This window comes from Catellatospora vulcania, assembly GCF_009720385.1.
Classification (GTDB): Bacteria; Actinomycetota; Actinomycetes; order Mycobacteriales; family Micromonosporaceae; genus Catellatospora; species Catellatospora vulcania.
In genome coordinates, this window is the sequence record NZ_WARX01000014.1 from 115639 (window position 1) to 127481 (window position 11843).

15 protein-coding genes and 3 tRNA genes are annotated in these 11843 nt (G+C 68.9%); 15 read left to right on the forward strand and 3 right to left on the reverse strand.

From position 1 onward, the window contains the following. Nucleotides 1-42: 42 nt before the first annotated feature. On the forward strand, nt 43-630 hold the full coding sequence (locus tag F6W97_RS30690) for a TetR/AcrR family transcriptional regulator (RefSeq protein ID WP_230687115.1): 588 nt from the start codon (nt 43-45) through the stop codon (nt 628-630). 206 nt (nt 631-836) lie between these two features. On the opposite strand, the gene F6W97_RS30695 is transcribed toward F6W97_RS30690, so the two are convergent. Further along, on the reverse strand, nt 837-1058 hold the full coding sequence (locus tag F6W97_RS30695; RefSeq protein ID WP_155374065.1) for a hypothetical protein: 222 nt from the start codon (nt 1056-1058) through the stop codon (nt 837-839). 245 nt (nt 1059-1303) lie between these two features. Between F6W97_RS30695 and F6W97_RS30700 the strand changes: the two genes are divergently transcribed. The 12 genes from F6W97_RS30700 to rplA all read left to right on the forward strand — a co-directional run bounded on the left by F6W97_RS30700 (nt 1304) and on the right by rplA (nt 8768). Further along, nucleotides 1304-1549 (forward strand): hypothetical protein, encoded by a 246-nt coding sequence (locus F6W97_RS30700; RefSeq protein WP_155374066.1) that lies wholly within the window; start codon nt 1304-1306, stop codon nt 1547-1549. Nucleotides 1550-1666: 117 nt separating this feature from the next. Continuing rightward, a complete protein-coding gene (locus tag F6W97_RS30705) occupies nt 1667-4120 on the forward strand; it encodes a putative bifunctional diguanylate cyclase/phosphodiesterase (protein ID WP_155374067.1) in 2454 nt (817 codons plus the stop codon). Nucleotides 4121-4226: 106 nt separating this feature from the next. Continuing rightward, nucleotides 4227-4299: transfer RNA gene (locus F6W97_RS30710), tRNA-Thr, on the forward strand. A gap of 40 nt (nt 4300-4339) precedes the next feature. Then, nucleotides 4340-4412, forward strand: a tRNA-Met gene (locus F6W97_RS30715). 174 nt (nt 4413-4586) lie between these two features. Then, nucleotides 4587-4754 carry a 50S ribosomal protein L33 gene (rpmG, locus tag F6W97_RS30720; RefSeq protein ID WP_018347744.1) on the forward strand — a complete coding sequence of 56 codons (168 nt, stop codon included), beginning with the start codon at nt 4587-4589 and terminating at the stop codon, nt 4752-4754. A gap of 75 nt (nt 4755-4829) precedes the next feature. After that, nucleotides 4830-5279: a MaoC family dehydratase N-terminal domain-containing protein gene (locus F6W97_RS30725; RefSeq protein WP_155374068.1), complete on the forward strand. Its 450-nt coding sequence runs from the start codon at nt 4830-4832 to the stop codon at nt 5277-5279. A 1-nt stretch (nt 5280) separates the two neighbouring features. After that, on the forward strand, nt 5281-5688 hold the full coding sequence (locus F6W97_RS30730) for a MaoC family dehydratase (RefSeq protein WP_155374069.1): 408 nt from the start codon (nt 5281-5283) through the stop codon (nt 5686-5688). Between the two features lie 151 nt (nt 5689-5839). Further along, a tRNA-Trp gene (locus F6W97_RS30735) sits at nt 5840-5912 on the forward strand. 222 nt (nt 5913-6134) lie between these two features. Continuing rightward, on the forward strand, nt 6135-6530 hold the full coding sequence (gene secE, locus F6W97_RS30740; protein WP_155374070.1) for a preprotein translocase subunit SecE: 396 nt from the start codon (nt 6135-6137) through the stop codon (nt 6528-6530). A gap of 26 nt (nt 6531-6556) precedes the next feature. Beyond that, nucleotides 6557-7261, forward strand: a complete 705-nt coding sequence (nusG, locus tag F6W97_RS30745) for a transcription termination/antitermination protein NusG (protein WP_155374258.1) — start codon at nt 6557-6559, stop codon at nt 7259-7261. A 274-nt stretch (nt 7262-7535) separates the two neighbouring features. Continuing rightward, complete coding sequence (gene rplK / locus F6W97_RS30750) at nt 7536-7967, forward strand: 50S ribosomal protein L11 (protein ID WP_120317156.1); 432 nt, start codon at nt 7536-7538, stop codon at nt 7965-7967. Nucleotides 7968-8054: 87 nt separating this feature from the next. Then, complete coding sequence (gene rplA, locus F6W97_RS30755; protein ID WP_155374071.1) at nt 8055-8768, forward strand: 50S ribosomal protein L1; 714 nt, start codon at nt 8055-8057, stop codon at nt 8766-8768. A 412-nt stretch (nt 8769-9180) separates the two neighbouring features. On the opposite strand, the gene F6W97_RS41035 is transcribed toward rplA, so the two are convergent. Together F6W97_RS41035 and F6W97_RS41040 are read right to left on the reverse strand one after the other, a co-directional pair. After that, the gene (locus F6W97_RS41035; RefSeq protein ID WP_230687116.1) at nt 9181-9555 is read right to left on the reverse strand and encodes a GntR family transcriptional regulator; all 375 of its coding nucleotides are present in this window, start codon (nt 9553-9555) and stop codon (nt 9181-9183) included. Next, nucleotides 9552-10289 carry a hypothetical protein gene (locus F6W97_RS41040; RefSeq protein ID WP_230687117.1) on the reverse strand — a complete coding sequence of 246 codons (738 nt, stop codon included), beginning with the start codon at nt 10287-10289 and terminating at the stop codon, nt 9552-9554. Before F6W97_RS41040 ends, F6W97_RS41035 begins: the two co-directional genes overlap by 4 nt. A gap of 375 nt (nt 10290-10664) precedes the next feature. Here F6W97_RS41040 and rplJ point away from each other — a divergent pair, with 375 nt between their 5' ends. Together rplJ and rplL are read left to right on the forward strand one after the other, a co-directional pair. After that, entirely contained in the window at nt 10665-11201 is a 537-nt protein-coding gene (gene rplJ / locus F6W97_RS30765; RefSeq protein WP_155374073.1) for a 50S ribosomal protein L10, read from the forward strand. Nucleotides 11202-11281: 80 nt separating this feature from the next. Beyond that, a complete protein-coding gene (gene rplL / locus F6W97_RS30770; protein ID WP_155374074.1) occupies nt 11282-11662 on the forward strand; it encodes a 50S ribosomal protein L7/L12 in 381 nt (126 codons plus the stop codon). Nucleotides 11663-11843: the final 181 nt, after the last annotated feature.

The following is an 11843-nucleotide window of genomic DNA, read 5'->3' on the forward strand; positions in this document are numbered from 1 at the left end:
GTTATGTATCTTGGCACAGGCTGTCCGGCGGAGGGAGTGGCGGTGCCCGCGAAAGGTGACCACGACGCCAGGCGTCGCGACGTGTCCCAGGCGGTATGGGAGGTGCTCGCGGCGAAGGGCTTCGGCGGGCTGACCCTGCGCGCCGTCGCCGCGCACATGGGCGCCTCGACCGGGCTGCTCACGCACTACTTCCCCAGTAAGAAGGCGCTGGTGCGGCACGCGCTGGAGATCGCGCAGGAGCACACGCAGGGGCGCGAGCGCCGCGCGGCCGAGGGTGAGGGTCTGCCCGGCCTGCGGGTCGCCCTGCTCGACGTGATGCCGCTCACGCCGGAGACCGCCGCGATGAACAGGGTGTGGGTCAGCTTCTGGGACGCCGCGCTCGGCGACGACGAACTGGCCGCGGTCGAGCTGCGGCGTTACGAGCGATGGCGGGGCATGCTGCGCCCGCACGTCGACGCGGCCGTCCGCTCGGGACAGTTGCCGGCCGGCACCGACCCCGATGACGTCGTGGCCACTGCGGCGGGGTTCGGGCACGGCCTGGTGGTGCAGGCCCTCTTCGATCCGGCGCGGTTCCCGCCGCAGCGGCAGATCAGACTCGTCGACGACTTCGTCGCGCAGCTGGCGCGCTGATCCGGGGGCAGCGGCCGTCACCCGGCCGGGTGATCGTGGGCGACTGGCCGGGCACCGGCAGCGCGGCGCCGGGCGGGGTGGGGGAGCATCCGCGGTCGTGCCGAGGCGGTGGGGAGCGGCGTACGCGGACGGCTCGGCCGACCGTCGTGTGCCGCCGCCCCGGCGACCGGCGGGAGGGGCGCCTCGCGGCGGCGACCCGGGCACGGTCAGCGGTGCAGGTGCTCCAGGTTGCGCCATTCGCCCTGCGCACACAGGCCGTCGGCGACGCGCCGCGCCTCCCGTTCGGTGGCGTACTCGCGCATCACCGACCGGCCGTGCTGGCGGTGTTCGACCTCCCACGGACCGGCCGGGTTGGCGCGCAGGAACACGTCCTGCCGTCGGTAGCTGGCGGTGGTGCCGTTCCATCGGTGCTCTACCAGTCGCATCATGGCGCGTATCGTACACATGTTCGAACGGGCGCAGAAGACTATCCGGGGGCGAGCCGGGGACGTACAGTGTTGCTTCATGCTCCGGCCGTCAGGAGGGGTGGTTCTGGCGGTCACGCGAATCACCACCGAACGGCTAGAAATCCGCGTGTCGGCGGCGTGGCACGCTCTGTGGGCTTCCTCCGGTGCCAGCGGCTGTGGCACGATCCATGTCAGCCCCTACTGACCGCTGTGCTGTGGAGTCGACGATGCGTACGAGCAGACTTGCCCGCCTGGTAAGCCGAGGCGCGATCCTCGCCGCCGTGGGCATTGCCGCCGTGGGTGCCGCGGGTCCGGCTTTTGCCGCGGACGAGACCACCGTGATGTACCAGACCGACACGACCATCGAGTGGGGAACCGCGTCCACTATCGAATGGGCCTCGATCCCGACGCGCGATCCGGACGTCAAGCCGGATCGCACCGGGCTGGAGGAAAAGACCATCGAATGGGCTTGATTCGCCGCGTAGGCGGATGAATCCGAAGGAAATGGGCGAACGGCATTGGCACGACCTGAGCGGCGCGTCCAACGATCGCCCGAACTGGCTTGGCTGATCACCGGCCCGCTGGTGTTGATGACCATCGGGCTCACCGCCTTGGCGTTCGCCCGTTCCGATGAGCCACTCGGCGAGTGGTGGCTGGGGCTCGTCTTCTTCGGCCTGTTCTTCGTAGCCGAGATGACCGGCCTGCAGTTCGAGGTCCGTCGGCACAGCATGATCCTCACGCTGGCCGATGTGCCGTTCCTGCTCGCGCTGGCGTATCTACCGCCCGTCACGCTGCTGATCGTCCGCCTCGCCGTGTATTCGCTGGCGCAGTGGCGGCGCGGCACCGCGCCGGTGAAAGCCGCCTTCAACATAGCCCTGCTGGGTGCCAGCACCGCGTTCGCCAATCTCGTCGTGGTCGAGCAGGGGCCGATCGTGGCCGACGATCCGCGCAGCTGGTTCGTGCTGGTGGTGGCCGTGCTGACCAGCGTGCTCGTGGCGGCCGCCGGTGTGGTGGGCGTGATCTCGCTGGTCCAGGGCCGCTTCGCCCCGCAGGAGATGGCGGTCTCCGTGCTGCCGAGCATCCTGGTGGCCGGCCTCAACACCGCCATCGGGCTCGCCGTGCTGCTGATCCTGCAACAGGGTGCGGCCGCGTACGCGCTGCTCGCGGTGCTGGTCGCCTTCTTCTATCTCGCGTACCGCTCCTATGCCGGGGCGATGAACCAGCACCGCACCCTCACCGAGATCTACGACCTGACCGGTGCCATCTCCGACACCCCGCACGACGGCACGCTGCCCGACGTGCTGCTCGGCCGGGTGCGCAGGCTGCTGCAGGCCGAGTACGCGACGCTGTGGATGCCCGCACAGGGCCGGCACCCCGAGGTGCTGCTCAGCGCGCGCGCCGACGACAAGGGCCTGCTCGACGTGGCGGGGTCCCCGGAATCACTGCGCAAGCAGGCCGTCGAATCCGGCCAGACGGTGGCCGGCGGCGCCAAGCTCGGCGACGATTCGATCCGGGCGCAGCTGCGCGAGTTCGGCGCGAAGGATGCGATCGTCGTGCCGCTGCGGGCCAGCTCGGCGGTGATCGGCACGCTCGAGGTGGCGGGCCGGCTCGGCGACAACCTGCACTTCAGGTCCGGTGATGTGCGGCTGCTGGAGGCGGTCGCGGCACACGCGGCGGTCGCGGTCGAGAACAACCGCCTGGTCGACCGGCTGCGTTTCGACGCGTACCACGACGCCCTGACCGCGCTGCCCAACCGCCGCCGCATCAGCCAGGCGCTGGAGGAGGCGGTTCGCGTACGCGCCCCCGGTGAGGTGGTCGCGGTGCTGATGTTCGATGTGGACGGCCTGCGGGACGTGAACGACTCGCTGGGGCAGTCCGCGGGCGACCAGTTGCTGGCCGAGGTGGCCACCCGGCTGCGCACGCTGTCGTCACCCGCGGCGCTGGTGGGCCGGGTCGGCGGCGACGAGTTCGTGGTGACGCTGCGCCTGCCCAACGCCGAGGCCGCGCTGCAGCTGGCCGCGGAGCTGCGCAGCCAGATGCAGAACCCGATGACGTTCGGCTCGCTGACCCTGGACGTCGACACCGCGGTCGGCATCAGCCTGCACCCGGAGCACGGCTCCGATCCGGCGACGCTGCTGCAGCGCGCCGACGTGGCGACCCACTCGGCGAAGGCGCTGGCGGGCGGGGTGCAGCTGTTCGACCTGGCCCTGGAGTCGCGCTCGGTGCGCCGGCTCGGCCTGGCCGGGGACCTGCGCCGCGCCCTGGACAACGACGAGCTGGAGGTCTACTTCCAGCCCAAGGTCAACCTGCGGGACCGCCGCCTGGTCGGGGTGGAGTGCCTGGCCCGCTGGGAGCACCCGACCCACGGCGCGGTGCAGCCGGAGGACTTCGTCGCGGTGGCCGAGCACACCGGGCAGCTGTCCCGGCTCACCGAGGTGGTGATGCGCGAGGGCCTGCGCCGGGCACGGCAGTGGGTGGACGCCGGCCGGCCGCTTTCGGTCGCGGTGAACCTCTCGCCGCGCACGCTGGTCGACCCGGCCTTCCCGGACCGGGTGGACGAGCTGCTCCAGGAGTACGGCGTGTCACCCGACCGGCTGACCCTGGAGATCACCGAGGACGGGGTGGTGGACGGCGTCGACCGGCTGCTGCCGACCCTGCGCCGGCTCTACGACCTGGGCGTGCACCTGAGCGTGGACGACTTCGGCACCGGCTATTCGTCGCTGTCCTATCTGCGCCGGCTGCCGGTGCACGAGGTGAAGGTGGACCGCTCCTTCGTGCAGGGCATGGCGACCGACCCGGGCGACCTGGCCATCGTGCGGGCCGTGGTGGACATCTCGCGCCACTTCGGGCTGAGCGTGGTCGCCGAGGGCGTGGAGAGCGAGCTGACGCTGGAGCTGCTCGAGGAGATCGGCTGCGACATCGGGCAGGGCTTCCTGTTCAGCCGTCCGCTGCCGTACGAGCGGCTGGAAGCCTGGCTGGGCGCCCAGACCGACGCCGAACCGACCCCGCTGGGCGAGGTCCGGCGACTGCGCGCGGTGGGCTGAACCACACCGCGCCGCGCCGGGGGTATCCCGATTTCCACGGCGGCTTGTTGTTGTGTACTCTTACCAAGGCGCGCGGCGAGGTGGGAAACCACCAGGCCACGAGCACGCCCCCTTAGCTCAGTCGGCAGAGCGTCTCCATGGTAAGGAGAAGGTCTACGGTTCGATTCCGTAAGGGGGCTCGACCGGACTCCCGGTGCATCCACCGGGAGTGCCCGCCACGGCGGTGTAGCTCAGATGGCAGAGCAAGCGGCTCATAATCGCTGTGTCGCCGGTTCAATTCCGGCCACCGCTACGTTGTGTTGAATCGCTGGCGCGTGTCGCCAGTCAACGCTAGATCGCAGACCGGTGGGGTATTCCCTGGTCGCGGTGTAAGGATCGCCATGGCGGCCCTTTTTGCATGTCTGGATGGACGTCGTCTATCTTGGTATGCCGGTAACTAAGCAGCTTGTTCTAGAAAGGCACTCCCGTGGCCAAGGCGACTGACGTACGTCCAAAGATCACCATGGCGTGCGTGGACTGCAAGGAGCGGAACTACATCACCAAGAAGAACCGGCGTAACGACCCGGATCGGATTGAGCTGAAGAAGTTCTGCCCGCGCTGCGGCAAGCACACCGCGCACCGCGAGACCCGCTGACCTTTCCGGTCCAGCAGACGTTCCCAGCAGGGGGCGGCCCATCGGGCCGTCCCCTGCTGGCATAGGTTCACAGGCATGCCGTTGGACCAGTCATTCACCGGTCGGACCTATCCGCCGACCGAGCCCTACCAGGTGGGCCGCGAGAAGATCAGGGAGTTCGCCACCGCGATCGGTGCCGACGACGCCCTGTACCACGACGTGGAGGCCGCGCAGAAGGCCGGCTACCGCGACGTCGTGGCCCCGCCCACCTTCCCGATCATCCTGAGCTTCGCCGCCATGGAGCAGATCGTCACCGACCCGGAACTGGGCATGGACTACACCCGCGTGGTCCACGGCGACCAGCGATTCTCGTACCGCCGCCCGATCGTCGCCGGGGACGAGCTGGTGGTCGTCAGCAGCATCGACGACATCACGCACCGCGGCGGCCACGACTTCCTGACCACTCGGGCCGAGCTGGCCACGCCGGCCGGCGAGCCCGTGGTGACCGTGGTGTGCAAGCTCGTCGTCCGAGGGCATGGTGAGTGAGATGGCGTACGAGAAGGGGCAGCAGCTGCCCTTGCAGACGTTCCGGGTGACCCGGGCCGACCTGGTCCGCTACGCGGGCGCGTCGGGCGACTTCAACCCGATCCACTGGAGCGAGCGCACCGCCGTCGGCGTCGGACTGCCCGGCGTGATCGCGCACGGCATGTACACCATGGCGCTGGCCGGCCGGGCCGTCACCGGCTGGGTGGGCGCCGCGGACGCGGTGCTCGACATCGGGGTCAGGTTCACCCGCCCGGTGCCGGTGCCGGACACCGACGAGGGCACCGAGGTGGAGTTCACCGCGGTGATCAAGAACGTTTCCGAGGACGGTCTGGTCACCTTCGACCTCACCGCGATCTGTGCCGGCGAGAAGGTGTTGGCGCAGGCCAGGGTCGTGGTCAAGCAGATCTGAGGGGCTCGTTCGTTGGCCGGCCGGCCGGTGGCGAGAGAAAATAGGGAGTGCCAGTTGGCCCACTCGCCTGTCTACCCGTACACTGGTCGGCCGTGGGGTTAGTGAACTCCGCCGGTGGTTTTCGGCCATCGGCAGGGTGCTCTTCCCGCACAGGGGTGTGGCGCAATTGGCAGCGCAGCGGTCTCCAAAACCGCAGGTTGCAGGTTCGAGTCCTGTCGCCCCTGCGGCTTTGGCCTACCGGCCCGCGGTGGGCGATCATGGGAATCGGCCCACCGGATGTCTTCCGTGACGTCCTCGGCTGGTGGACCATGGTCGTATGGCCCGTATCGGCCCCCACTGGGGGCGGGCCAGATGGAACAGGTGCTCCTCGTGCGACTGCGTCGGGCACACGGGATCGTGTCCCTGCACGGTTCCGACACCACCCCGCGAGATGGAAGTAGGGCGAAGTGGCCGAGAGCAACCGACGTGGCGAGGACGCCGCGGCCGAGCACGTTGACGACGTGTTCGACGACGCTGTCGACGATGACGCTCAGGACGACGACGAGTCCGGCGTCTCCGGTGGTGGCACCGCGACCAAGTCCCGCAAGGTGACGGACGGCAAGGGCTCCCGCGCGGTCAAGAGCACGGAGAAGGCCGAGAAGGTCGGCTTCTTCGGCCGGATCGGACGTTTTGTCCGTGAGATCGTCGCCGAGCTGCGTAAGGTCATCTGGCCGACGCGCAACGAACTGCTGACGTACACCGCGGTCGTCCTGATCTTCGTGACCTTCATGATGGCCATCGTGACGTTGCTGGATCTCGCCTACGCCCAGGGTGTGCTGTTCGTCTTCGGCGACGCGAAGTAACACAAACTACGGAAGTGAGCAGCTACGTGCCTGAGTACGACGAGACGGCCCAGACGGACGACACCGAGGCGACCTCAGCGGTCGCGGTGTCCGACGAGCCGGAGCTTGCGACGGCACCCGCTGAGGACGAGTTCGACCCGGCCACGGAGCTGCGTCAGAAGCTGCGGTTCGCGCCCGGCGACTGGTATGTCGTGCACTCCTACGCCGGCTACGAGAACAAGGTCAAGACCAACCTCGAGACCCGGATCACGAGCCTCGACATGGAGGAGTTCATCTTCCAGGTCGAGGTGCCGACCCGTGAAGAGGTCGAGGTCAAGAACGGCAAGCGCACCCAGGTGCAGAGCAAGGTCTTCCCCGGCTACCTGCTGGTCCGGATGGATCTCACGCCCGAGTCCTACTCGTGTGTGCGCAACACCCCGGGTGTGACCGGCTTCGTGGGCGCGACGGACCGGGCCGACCGCCCGGCTCCGCTGAGCCTCGACGAGGTGCTGAAGTGGCTGCTGCCCGCGGTCGAGGCGCCCGGCGCCGGCCAGAAGAAGGCCAAGGCCGAGATCCGCGTGCTGGACTTCGAGGTCGGCGACTCGGTCACCGTCACCGACGGCGCGTTCGCCTCGCTGCCGGCCACGATCTCCGAGATCAACGCCGACCAGCAGAAGCTCAAGGTGCTGGTGTCGATCTTCGGTCGGGAGACCCCGGTCGAGCTGAACTTCAACCAGGTCGCCAAGATCTGACAGCTTGATGCGGAGGCCCGCTCTGCGGCCTCCTGAAGAACGCGATCGCGCGGCGGGCGGCCTTCGGGCCCCCGCCGCGCGGCGTTTCGGCGCGTCGCAGCTCACATCCGGTGCGAAGGTCCCACCTCGCCGGATAGGCGCCCGCGAGTATGCGCTAATCTAGAACGTCCGGCCTGTGCCGCGCGCTGACCGTGCGCGCGAACGCACCGGCCGGTCCGGTGTAAACCACCCTGATCCGCCGAGACGGCGGGTCGACAAGTCCCAGGAAGTAGACATGCCTCCGAAGAAGAAACTCGTCAAGACGTTCACCCTGCAGCTGAAGGCCGGCCAGGCCACCCCGGCTCCGCCGGTGGGTCCCGCGCTGGGTCAGCACGGCGTGAACATCATGGAGTTCTGCAAGGCGTACAACGCCCAGACCGAGTCGCAGCGCGGTGACATCGTCCCGGCACAGATCAGCGTTTACGAGGACCGCTCGTTCACGTTCGTGCTGAAGACGCCGCCGGCCGCCCGTCTCCTGATCAAGGCCGCCGGTGTCGCCAAGGGCTCCGGCGTGCCGCACACCACCAAGGTCGGTTCGGTGACCCGCGCCCAGGTGCGCGAGATCGCCGAGAAGAAGATGTCCGACCTGAACGCCAACGACCTGGACATGGCCGAGCGGATCATCGCCGGCACCGCCCGGTCGATGGGCATCACCGTCAAGGACTGAACGCCGCCCGCGGCGTCCGCCGCCTGACGGTCAGAAGTTTCGTGGGAGGGCCCGGCAGGGCTCGACACAACCACAGGAGATTCGAGAATGAAGCACGGCAAGAGCTACAACGCGTCCGCTGAGCAGGTCGACCGGGACAAGCTGTACACCCCGGTCGAGGCGATCAAGCTCGCGAAGGGCACCACCAAGGTCAAGTTCGACGCCACGGTCGAGGTCGCGATGCGCCTCGGCGTCGACCCCCGTAAGGCGGACCAGATGGTCCGCGGCGTGGTCAACCTGCCCCACGGCACCGGTAAGACCGCCCGCGTGATCGTCTTCGCCTCCGGCGAGAAGGCCGCCGAGGCGACCGCCGCCGGCGCCGACGCCGTCGGGACCGACGAGCTGGTGGCCCGCATTCAGGAGGGCTGGCTGGACTTCGACGCCGCGATCGCGACGCCGGACCAGATGGCCAAGATCGGTCGGATCGCGCGGATCCTGGGCCCGCGCGGCCTCATGCCGAACCCGAAGACCGGCACGGTCACCATGGACATCGCCAAGGCGGTCTCCGACATCAAGGGCGGAAAGATCACCTTCCGCGTGGACAAGCACTCGAACCTGCACCTGATCATCGGCAAGGCGTCGTTCACTGCGGAGCAGCTGGTCGACAACTACGCCGCGGTGCTGGAGGAGGTGCTGCGGTCCAAGCCGTCGGCGTCCAAGGGCAAGTACCTGAAGAAGGTCTTCGTCACCACCACGATGGGCCCCGGCATCCCGGTCGACCCCAACGTGACCCGCAACATCCAGGAGAACCCCGAGTCCTGATCCGCCTCGCCACACTCCACCCGGAAGGCCCCGCCTCGCACCCGCGAGGCGGGGCCTTCCGCTTTCCCCTCGGGACTCGGGCTCGGGACTCGGGACTCGGGCTCGGGGAGAAGGAAGGGCACCTTCACATCGCTATGCGTAGAGGAAGGTGCCCTTCTTGACGTCGCCACTGGCGTTGATCGCTGTTTGTGGTCAGAAAGTGTGGTCCGACCGCACTTTCTGACCACAAACAGCGATCAAGGGCCGAAGCCGGGGTGGCCGAGCCGAGCCGGCCGATCCGAGCCGGCCGATCCGAGCTGAGCCGAGCCGAGCTGAGCCGAGCCGACGAGCCGGGCTGCGGCGGGCCGGGACCAGGGTCGAACCGAGGCCAGGACGTGGTCGGGGGCTGGTCGAGGACTGGGCTGGGCTGGGGTCAGGGGTGGGGCCAGGCGGTGCGGATCGCGGCGAGGGCCTCGTCGAGGTCCGCGCCGAGGGTCAGGGCGGTGGTGGTGTAGGTATGCGCCGCCTGTGCCAACGGCCCCCGTCGGTCCGTCGGCGGGTCGGGGGTTCGTGCGGCCACCACCGTGCCTGCCGCGCGCCGGGTGGTCACCAGCCCGGCCGCCTCCAGTTCCTGGTACGCCCGAGCCACCGTGCCGGTGGCCAGGCCCAGGTCCGCGGCGAGTTGCCGGATCGGCGGCAGGCGGTGGCCCGCCGCCAGCAGCCCGCCGTTGATCAGCGCCTCGACCTGGGCCCGGATCTGTTCGTAGGGCGGCACCGGGCCGTGCCGGATGGTGATCGTGGGGATCACGCCGCGGCCTCGGCCGGCTCCTGCTGCTGCGCGACGGCGCTCACCACGCCCGACGGACCCGGGTGGATCAGCAGGTGCAGGTAGTGCGCGAACACCAGGAACGTGGTGAGGCCAAGGGTGAGCAGGCCGAACATCCACCAGCCCCAGCCGCCGACGAAGATCAGCCAGGCGCGCTGGCTGTAGTAGAACATCGCGCCGCTGAGGGTGCCGGAGAGCAGGACCCCGGTCGTGCCGAGGACCAGCCGGGACGCCCGCCGCCGCCATGCCTCGTCCGCGGCGAGGTGCTGCGGGTCCAGCCCGGCGTGGCCGGCCTCGGCGATGCGGCGCAGCAGATGCCGGGCGAGCAGGCCCCAGCAGGCAAGGACCACGGCGGTGGGCGCCAGGCGCACCATGGCGCCGGTGGTGTGGAACTCCCCGGCTGTGGCCATGGGGTTGACGCCGATCTGCACGGCGAGCGGGGGCAGTGCCACCACCAGTGCCAGGCCCAGCCAGCGCAGTTGCGCCCGGGACCCAGGTGGCAGGTACGCGTCGACGTCGCGCGCGGTGAGTTGCGCCGTCGGCTGCCCGGATGGGGACGGCCGGGGCGACATCAGTTCGCTGACCGCGACTCCGGCCAGCACGAACACCGCGAACAGGGGCACGGCGAGCGGGATCAGGGTGCTGTTGGCGACAGTGAAGCTCAGCGCCCCGCCCAGGACGACACCGGCCGACCGCACGTAGGCGGCTCCGTTCATGTTGACCTCCCTGTTGTATCAAGCAACTGATACAAGTGAACGTCATCACTGCGTCTTGTGTCAAACGATTGATACAAGCCAGCTCACACCACCCCCGATTTGGAGGGCGGCGACCAGGTCACGTATCGTTGCCGTCAACAGTTCCACCCAAAGACCGCTGGTCATCTGATCCGGATCACTCCGGAGCATGATCGAAGGCCCCGTCGCTCGGCAACGAGCGGACCCACGGGCGGCCCGCGCAGGGAAGAACGGTGAGCCTGACGGCCTCGTGCCGTGCGAAGCCCCGTGCGCCCTGCGCCGGGGCGTTTTGTTTGTCCGCTCCTGTCGAACGCCGGGTCCCGCGAGACCAGCCTGGAGTACGAGAGAGGAGGGGACATGGCGGACAAGATCCGTGCCGACAAGGCCGGCAGTGTTGCGGAGCTCACCGAGCGCTTCCGCGAGTCGAACGCCACGGTGCTCACCGAGTACCGCGGCCTGACCGTGAAGCAGCTGACCGAGCTGCGTCGTTCGCTGGGCGGTGCCGAGTACACCGTTGCCAAGAACACGCTTGCCAAGCGCGCCGCGACCGACGCCGGTCTGACCGGTCTCGACGCTCTGTTCACCGGTCCTACCGCGCTCGCCTTCGTCTCCGGCGATGTCGTCGAGGCTGCGAAGGGCCTGAAGGAGTTCGCGAAGGCGAACCCGCTGCTCGTCATCAAGGGCGGCGTCTTCGAGGGCAAGGCGATCAGCGCGGCTGAGGTCGCGAAGCTCGCCGACCTCGAGTCCCGTGAGGTCCTGCTGGCCAAGCTGGCCGGCGCGATGAAGGCAAGCATGGGCAACGCCGCGGCGCTCTTCCAGGCCCCGCTGGCGCAGGCCGTCCGTACGGTCGCCGCCCTGCAGGACAAGCGCGAGAAGGAGGGCGCCGACGCCTGACCGGCGTCGACGTCATCCGATCCAACCAGCTCGCGGCTGCCTGCCGCGGCATGTAGACCCGAAACGAAAGGACGCCTGACATGGCGAAGCTGAGCAGCACCGAACTCCTCGACGCGTTCAAGGAGATGACCCTGATCGAGCTCTCCGAGTTCGTGAAGCAGTTCGAGGACACCTTCGACGTGAAGGCCGCCGCGCCCGTCGCGATCGGCGCCGGCCCGACCGCGGCCGCTCCGGTCGAGGTCGAGGAGAAGGACGAGTTCGACGTCGTCCTCGAGTCCGACGGTGGCAAGAAGATCCAGGTCATCAAGGTCGTGCGTGAGCTGACCGGCCTGGGCCTGAAGGAGGCCAAGGACGTGGTCGAGGCCGCGCCGAAGGCCATCCTCGAGAAGGCCAACAAGGAGACCGCGGAGAAGGCCAAGGCCAAGCTCGAGGCCGAGGGCGCCAAGGTCACCCTGAAGTGATCTGAGGTCACGCCGGGCTTTACGCCAAGAGCGTGACCGCATCGAGGGGCGGGCATCCACGGGATGCCCGCCCCTTGTTCTTGCTGCACAAACGCGCAGTGATACGAACTTGACGCAGTGTTGGACACTGGAAGACGCCGCCGGGTCTTGACGTGAACGACGACGCCAGGCAGTCTTTCTT